Annotated in this window: 9 protein-coding genes; 4 read left to right on the top strand and 5 right to left on the bottom strand. The window is 66.7% G+C overall.

The features are described from left to right. Positions 1-1,116: 1,116 nt before the first annotated feature. Positions 1,117-2,115: an RNA polymerase subunit sigma-70 gene (locus ETD83_RS17740; RefSeq protein WP_138646236.1), complete on the top strand. Its 999-nt coding sequence runs from the start codon at positions 1,117-1,119 to the stop codon at positions 2,113-2,115. A gap of 5 nt (positions 2,116-2,120) precedes the next feature. Then, entirely contained in the window at positions 2,121-2,867 is a 747-nt protein-coding gene (locus ETD83_RS43730) for a DUF6069 family protein (RefSeq protein ID WP_138646235.1), read from the top strand. Between the two features lie 26 nt (positions 2,868-2,893). On the opposite strand, the gene ETD83_RS17730 is transcribed toward ETD83_RS43730, so the two are convergent. The 4 genes from ETD83_RS17730 to ETD83_RS17715 are packed head-to-tail and all read right to left on the bottom strand — an operon-like array spanning position 2,894 to position 4,471. Beyond that, positions 2,894-3,154, bottom strand: coding sequence for a DUF397 domain-containing protein (locus tag ETD83_RS17730; RefSeq protein ID WP_138646234.1), 261 nt, complete (start codon positions 3,152-3,154; stop codon positions 2,894-2,896). Positions 3,155-3,165: 11 nt separating this feature from the next. Further along, the gene (locus ETD83_RS44550) at positions 3,166-3,495 is read right to left on the bottom strand and encodes a DUF397 domain-containing protein (RefSeq protein ID WP_205717734.1); all 330 of its coding nucleotides are present in this window, start codon (positions 3,493-3,495) and stop codon (positions 3,166-3,168) included. 5 nt (positions 3,496-3,500) lie between these two features. Next, positions 3,501-3,686 (bottom strand): DUF397 domain-containing protein, encoded by a 186-nt coding sequence (locus ETD83_RS17720; RefSeq protein WP_138646233.1) that lies wholly within the window; start codon positions 3,684-3,686, stop codon positions 3,501-3,503. Continuing rightward, a complete protein-coding gene (locus tag ETD83_RS17715; protein ID WP_138646232.1) occupies positions 3,677-4,471 on the bottom strand; it encodes a helix-turn-helix domain-containing protein in 795 nt (264 codons plus the stop codon). Before ETD83_RS17715 ends, ETD83_RS17720 begins: the two co-directional genes overlap by 10 nt. Before the next feature lie 202 nt (positions 4,472-4,673). On the opposite strand from ETD83_RS17715, the gene ETD83_RS17710 reads away from it, so the two are divergent. Beyond that, complete coding sequence (locus ETD83_RS17710) at positions 4,674-5,072, top strand: ATP-binding protein (RefSeq protein WP_171064290.1); 399 nt, start codon at positions 4,674-4,676, stop codon at positions 5,070-5,072. Then, positions 5,051-5,428 (top strand): hypothetical protein, encoded by a 378-nt coding sequence (locus ETD83_RS17705; protein ID WP_138646230.1) that lies wholly within the window; start codon positions 5,051-5,053, stop codon positions 5,426-5,428. Before ETD83_RS17710 ends, ETD83_RS17705 begins: the two co-directional genes overlap by 22 nt. A 2-nt stretch (positions 5,429-5,430) precedes the next feature. Here the strand turns inward: ETD83_RS17705 and ETD83_RS17700 are convergent, their stop codons facing one another. Continuing rightward, positions 5,431-6,000: a TetR/AcrR family transcriptional regulator gene (locus ETD83_RS17700; protein ID WP_138646229.1), complete on the bottom strand. Its 570-nt coding sequence runs from the start codon at positions 5,998-6,000 to the stop codon at positions 5,431-5,433.

Below are 6,000 nucleotides of genomic sequence, written 5' to 3'. Positions count from 1 at the left end.
GACGCTCGCATTCGCGGGAAACGGCACGGCCGGCAGCATTCCCGCGCACAGCAGCGACACGGAGGTCAGCCGGAGGCATCCTCGGCGGGTGAGCATGGCATCGCCCTTTCCGAAACGGCGTCGTCAGGACGACCAGCATTGGACGGGACGACCCCCGTCGGCACGCCAGCCCGCACCATGATCGGCCTGCGGCCAGCCCCACCCTGAACCTGGAGGCCACCGTGCTTGAGAATCTGCGCCGCCGTCAGTCACCTCTCCCAGCGACGGGGCGTTCCGGGAGGCCAGCGGAGCATGTGACCGCGCATGCGAGTCCACGTCGGCCAGCGCACAGTCACCCCGTCCTCCAGGCCCAAGCGCATGAACCAGGCAAACGCGAGGGTGACCGCAAGCACCAAACCAATGACCAATAAAGACCGCAGCGCGTCCCCAGCAGGGATCATCAGCAGTCCGCAGAGCACCGCGGCCGCCAGGCCCGCCACCGACACGACCCGCCACGTCTGCTGTCGCCGCTTGGCCCTCGCCAACGAAGACACTCGCACGGTCAGCGTTCTGCCACAGGCGGGACACTCCAGCCGCATGTCCGCAAAGCCACGCTCCGGCCGCTCGACAGGGATGGGAAGAACGAGCCACTCACGCCTGACAACGAAGGCACCCTCAGTGGTGGACACTAGATGGCCGTACCCGATCCCTGGATAAGGACCCAAGGGCAGTCTGCTCATATCTGCTCCTCCGGCAAGTGCCTCAAACGCTAGCCGTGCCGTCACGGGTGTCCACTCCTGCGAGTAGCCGAATCCGGCCAGAAAGGCGAGATCGCAGCTCGCACCCATTGAGACCTTTTCCATGTGCGATGAGCTCGCGATTCTGGAAGGGCGTATTCCCCGGATAAGGTGCTGCGCCTGGATCTGCGGCCTGTCCGCACTTGTAGTCGCGGACGGGTGTTCCGTTCGATGAAGTCATTCCTTGTGCAGGATGCATGGCGTGTGTAAGGGCACACCCTCCGCAGTGACGCACGCCAAGCGACGGTCCCGCCGGTGCCCGCTCAGCCCGAGTGATGAGTTCTCGCGCCCGAACCCGTCACACCTACGACAGGGCACAACGAGACGGAAGGATGACGTGATGGGTGCGGAGACATGGCTGGAGGAGCTGGGTGTGAGCGGTCTGGGCGAGGTGGACGAGCCGGCGTTCTCGGGGCTGGCGGAGCGGCACCGGCGGGAGTTGCACGTCCACTGCTACCGGATGCTCGGGTCGTTCGAGGACGCCGAGGACACCGTGCAGGAGACGTTCCTGCGCGCCTGGCGGCGGCGGGAGACCTTCGAGGGACGGTCGACGTTCCGGGCCTGGCTCTACCGGATCGCCACCAACGCCTGCCTGGACCTGCTCGCCAAGCGCCGCCCGGAGCCCGCGACCGGCGGCGAGGTGCTGTGGCTGCAGCCCTACCCGGACCGGCTGCTCGACGAGCTGCCGGCGGGCGACGCGGACGAGCCGGAGGCCGTCGCCGTCGCGCGGGAGACGATCGAGCTGGCGTACCTGGTCGCCGTCCAGCACCTCGCGCCGCGCCCCCGGGCCGTCCTGATCCTGCGGGACGTGCTCGGCTGGCCGGCGAAGGACGTCGCGGAGCTGCTCGGGGACTCCGTCAACTCCGTGAACAGCGCGCTGCAGCGGGCCCGCGCCGGGATGCGGGAGCACCTGCCCGCCGAGCGGCAGGACTGGACCGGCGGCGAGGAGGACGCCGGGACGCGCGAGGTGGTGCGCCGCTACACCGAAGCCAGCGTGGCCACGGACATCGACGCGCTCGCCGCACTGCTGCGCGACGACGTCCGGTGCTCGATGCCGCCCACGCCGGGCCTGTACATCGGCCGCGACGCGGTGATGAACGACTGGATCGAGAGCGGCTTCGAGGGCATGACGGGCCTGCGCGCCGTCCCCACCTCCGTGAACCGGCAGCCCGCCATCGCCTTCTACGAATGGCGGAAGCACGAGGGCGCCTACCTGCCGCTGACGATCGACGTCCTGCGCGTCACCGGCGGGGCGATCACCGAGATCACCACGTTCCACGACGATCAGTTCCCGCGGCTCGGGCTGCCCGAGCGTCTTCCGGCGGACGGCACGGAGTAGTCCCGGTGCGGACGCTCACGCTGCGCGGCGGCGCGCGTGTCGCGGTGGTCCCTGCAGAGTGGTGCGACGCGTTCGGCGTCGTCACCCACGGGCGGGTGCAACTGGAACTGCGCGACGGCGAGCCCGGGCCGGTCCTGGGACGCGACGCCGGGTTCTGGCTCCGCGGCACCGGCGTCCGCGCCCTGCGCAACCCCGGCCGTCGCACGGCGAGGGTGCGCATCGTCACCCCCAGGGCCACAACCGGCACACGCCAGTCGACACACCCCTACGCCAGTCACCCAATGATCGAGGACGACATGAACAGCACGAATGACACCGGGGCCGTCGCAGGCCCGGCATCGGGCCAGACCGGCCACACCCACCGATTCCGCAGGCTCGCCGCCACCGGCTCGGTCGCCACCCTCGCAGCCGTGGCGGCCACCACCCTCGCCGCCGCGCTCGCTCTGGCCGTCGGCGTCGACTTCGAGGTCCCCGACGGCGGCGAGACGATCCCGTTGTCCGGCTTCGCCGTGGTGACCGGCTCCTTCTCGGTAGTGGGCAGCCTCATCGCCGCTGTTCTTCTGCGCTGGAGCGCCCGCCCCGCCGCCCGATTCGTGTGGACGGCGGTATCGCTGACCGCGATCTCGCTGATCCCGCCCTTCCTCTCCGGGGCGAACGCCGCCACCATCACCGCCCTCCTGGGGCTACACCTCGTCGCCGCGACGGTAATGATCCCCACCCTCGCGCGCAGCCTCCACACCCGAACCAACTAACGACCCCGGGTCACGCGCGCGACCCCTCAGAGGTCCTTGAGGGCCTGCACGAAGCTCCGAAAGTCGACGCGATTCACGATGAGCTTGGGCCCTCCGGGGTCCTTGCTGTCACGAAAAGCCACCGCATCCGAAACACCAGCGACTTCGACGCACTGGTCACCGTCTTCATGACTGCGCGAAGCCCTGTTCCACACCACCGGCACACCGGCAAGCTCGACACAGTTGTCGCCTTCTGCCGTGCTTCGTGAAGCTTTGCGCCACACTGCGTTACCCAGGTCGGGTTGCATGCTGAGCCTCCTCAGGACGCAGATACGGAGAGGTTCTTAATCACCTCAGCGAACCGGTGGAAGTTGCTGCGACTGATGATGAGCTTGGGGCCGTTAGGGTCCTTGCTGTCACGGAAAGCCACCGCATCGGAAACTCCGGCGACCTCGACACATTGGTCTCCGTCTTCATGACTGCGTGAAGCCTTGCGCCATGCGCTCGGAACGCTGGCAAGCTCGACGCAAGCATCACCGTCATCATGACTGCGAGATGCCTTGCGCCACACTGCAAGTTCAACGCAAGCATCGCCTTGCTCGCTGCTGCGAGATGCCTTGCGCCAAGTGGCGTTACTTAGATTCATCATCGGGGTCAGAGGTTCTTGAGGGTCGTGACGAAGGATTGGAAGTCGCTGCGGTCCATGACGAGCATAGGGCCATCGGGGAGCTTGCTGTCGCGAATAAGAATTGTGTCAGGGGTGGACGTCATCTCAACACAAGCATCGCCAGATTCGTTGCTGCGGGAAGCCTTCCTCCATGCTGCGGCACTCAGGTCCATCGTTCCTCAATCACCTTTCTGATCAGTGCTCTCGTGTCTCTCACGTTCAGCGCTTCGGCTTGAAGTGTGGCCATGGTTTCGTTGACCAGCGCTATGTCGACTGGAGAAGTGGATGTCTCGCCACCGTACGCCTTGGCCGTGTAGACCACTTGACGCTGATCCGGCAAAGTGGCGATGACGAAGGTTGCCCACACGTTTCGAATGTATTGAATCGGGACGATTTGAATATTGACTTTGTCCCGATGGGAGAGCTGGATGAGGTGTTCAAGCTGCTCTCTCATCACTTCTTTGCCGCCGACTTCTCGGTATAGGACGCTTTCGTCCATGACGACGGTCACCGCGGGCGCAGGGTTTCGGTCGAGGACCTCCTGGCGTCGTATCCTGTTCTTGATTGCATCCTCGTCATTCAGGAGGACGCGAGCATAAGCCTCGATCTGAAACAGCCCGTGGACGATCCTTTCTTCGTAGGCCCTGAGCATGTTCGCGGACTGTTCGGCCTTGGGGAAGTTGGCGAAGAACTCGGGGTACTTGTCCGACTTGATCGATTCTAGTAGCTCGTCCCACGCTTCGACGAGGGTCGTGCCGGACTTGAGAGCGCGGTCAAGGCGCAGGGCGAGGTCGCGGCGGCAGCGCGTCCGGCCGCACTCGATCTGTGTGATGTAGCTGCGTGTGACGTTGACCAGGTCAGAGAGTTGCTGCTGGTTGAGACCGGCGGCCTTGCGGAGACGCCTGACCTCCGCGCCGAAGCTCAGGAACTCGGGTTTGATCCTGTTCTTCATCGTCATGACGCCTCCGACCTGGTGATATTCGGCGTGGTAGCGCTTGTGAGTCTTTTGGTACTAGTCCCCGGCTACCTAGGAATCGTAAAGCCTTCCGTGACTGAATGGTGGTCGTTCGATGACAGAGGGTGATTAGAGCGGGATTCTCCGGTTTGGGATGAAGGCCCGTTCGAGATCGGCCGCCGTCCAGGCTGGAAGGGGTTTACCGATGCCGGCAGCACTGATCGCGCCGGAGTCACCGGCTCTCGTGCTGGAGCCGTCCGAGCGGGCGCCCGGGAGGGCGCGGCGCTATCTCGCAGAGCGCGCGCGGGAGATCGGGGTCGCGGACGACTACACCGCGCGGGTCGTGGTTACCGAGCTGGTTACCAACGCCTACAAGCACGTGGGGTTCGGGCACATCGTTGTCCGGGTGCTGCCCGACGGGCGCGACGACCTGTTCGTCATCGAGGTCTGGGACGAGGGCGAGGGCAGGCCCGTCGTCCGGGATGAGGACCAGGGCGCGACGAACGGGCGCGGTCTGCTGCTGGTGGTGCAGCTCGTCCATGACTGGGGTGTCCGGTCGCTCAACGAGGAGGGAAAGGTCGTATGGGTCCGGTGCGCCCGCTGAACGTCCGCGTGGAGCGGTACTTTCTGCGGTGGCGTACCTGGCTGGGTCGCGATACCGCCATTCATTACCTCGACCTGCTCGACGCGGCGGTCTGGTCCAAGGGGTACCGGACCGTGAAGCTCTACCGGGCCGACGAGTTCCCGACGCGTCCGCCGCTGCTGTGGGTCTTCGCGTTCAGCCCGGACAGGCACGTCAGGGCCCCGGTGAACGTCCGCGCCACGCCCGGCGGTACCTGGGGCTACTACGAGGCCGGACGCGGCAGGCACGGCTACCTCTCGCCTTGCGGCGACACCAAGCACGCCGCCGAGCAGCTCGACGGCCTGCTCAAGCACCGCATGTTCCCGTCCACCTGGTAGGGCTAGCGGCTCGTGCTCAGCAGGGCCTTGCTGAGGACGGCCCGGATGCGGGCCAGGTCTGCCTCGTGGTCGTCGAGGAGGATCGCCGTGCAGAGTCCGTCGGACAGGGCGACGAAGGCTTCGATGGCGTCCGGGTCGCCGGTCTGGGTGCGGGCCAGCTCCGCGACGTTGTCGCGCCAGCGGCGGGCCGCAGGGCGTAGGGCCGGACGGCGGGCCGCCAGTGTCGACAGTTCGCGTTCGGCCAGTGCGCGCTCGCGGCCGGGCCCGGCGGATTCGGCGATGAGCCGGGCGAGCCCGTCGATCGGGTCGGCGCCGGTGTCGATGAGTTCGCGGATGCGCTGGGTGTAGGCGTCGGTGACGCTGGTCAGCGCGGCGACGAGCAGGTCGTCCAGCGTGGCGAAGTAGTAGACGGTCAGGCTGGTGGTGATACCGGCCTCTTTGGCGACGGTCCGGTGCGTGACGCCGGTGGCGCCGTCGCGGCGGACGATCGTGAGCGTCGCCTCGATGATCTGGGCTCGGCGGCGCTGCCCGCGCAACCTGCGCCCGTCCACCGTGTCCTGCTCAGCCGCCAC

Origin of the sequence: Actinomadura soli (assembly GCF_005889715.1) — a bacterium.
Classification (GTDB): domain Bacteria; phylum Actinomycetota; class Actinomycetes; order Streptosporangiales; family Streptosporangiaceae; genus Spirillospora; species Spirillospora soli.
Note: the sequence above shows the minus strand (reverse complement) of the source record. Positions and strands in the feature narration are given on the sequence as shown.